At 59.7% G+C, this 1117-nt stretch carries 1 protein-coding gene; it reads right to left on the minus strand.

Annotated features, from left to right (window positions below):
- Nucleotides 1-38: 38 nt before the first annotated feature.
- Complete coding sequence (locus V7S54_RS33225) at nucleotides 39-1049, minus strand: IS30 family transposase (RefSeq protein ID WP_336410025.1); 1011 nt, start codon at nucleotides 1047-1049, stop codon at nucleotides 39-41.
- Nucleotides 1050-1117 lie beyond the last annotated feature (68 nt).

A 1117-nucleotide genomic window follows, 5' to 3' on the forward strand; every position in this document is an offset into this window, starting at 1 on the left:
TGTGAGTTCACGCCGAACTGCGACTTGCGCGTGCAACGCTAACCGACACGTCGCATTTGCGCGAGCAGTTTCTTGCGGAAGACTTCCGCGGGCGTTCGGTAGCCGAGGCACTTCCGCGGTGTCGAGTTGAGCCGATCGCAAATGTCCTTCAGGTCACCGTCGGTGATCGAAAGCGGATCAACGTCTCTCGAAAGCCATTTGCGAACACGACGATTGGTGTTCTCAACGGTACCTTTCTGCCACGGCGACTGCGGGTCGCAGAACCATGTCTGCGTTCCGATGCCAGCCTGGAGATACGGCCATTCGCTGAATTCGGTGCCACGGTCAAAGGTAATCGACCGGCGGGCGAGATGGGGCAGGGACTGCAGCGCCTGGATCAGCCCGTCCATGATCGGCTTCGATTGCCGGTCGTTGTTGCGCAGGAAGACCGCAAAGCGGCTGACACGCTCGACCAGCGACGTCACATTGGCCTTGCCGAACTTCTTGCGAAACTGAATGAGATCACACTCCCAATGACCGAACTGCTTGCGCTCGTCGACCGCGTCCGGACGGTGGAGAATGTTGAGTTCCGGGCTGAAACGGCGACCATAGCGCCGCCTGGCATGGCGCGGGCGACGTCTCGCCCGCCGTTCCGGCAGATGCCGCCATAGCTTGATGGCCTGACCGTCTGCAGAATAGGCAAATTGGTAGATCGTCTCGTAGCTGACGGAAATCGGATGACGCTCCAGCCGCATACGGCCGGCGATCTGCTGCGGCGACCAGCCATGCATGATCCGCTCGATCACCGATCGGCGCACATGCGCAAACCGAGCAAGCTTGCGCAACTTGGCTCTGCGCTCACGCGCCATCTCGTTGGCCGTGACACAGTAGTAGCCACTGAGCTCTGGCATTTGCGCATCGTCGAACGCATTGCGGCTGAGCTCCCGGAAAATCGTCGAGCGATGCCGCCCAAGCTTCTCGGCGATAACAGTGGCACTAAGGCCAGCCGCTCGCCAGCGGGCGATCCTACGACGTTCATCCATGTCGATTTGAGAGTAGGTGCGTCTCATGAGCCATTCCTTGCGAGTGACAACCCATTGGTATCTATCGCAAGTCGCACTTCATCCTTGAACCCACC

The sequence above is a fragment of the Ensifer sp. CCNWLY38 genome (assembly GCF_037120565.1).
In the GTDB taxonomy this organism is placed as follows: Bacteria; Pseudomonadota; Alphaproteobacteria; order Rhizobiales; family Rhizobiaceae; genus Ensifer; species Ensifer adhaerens_H.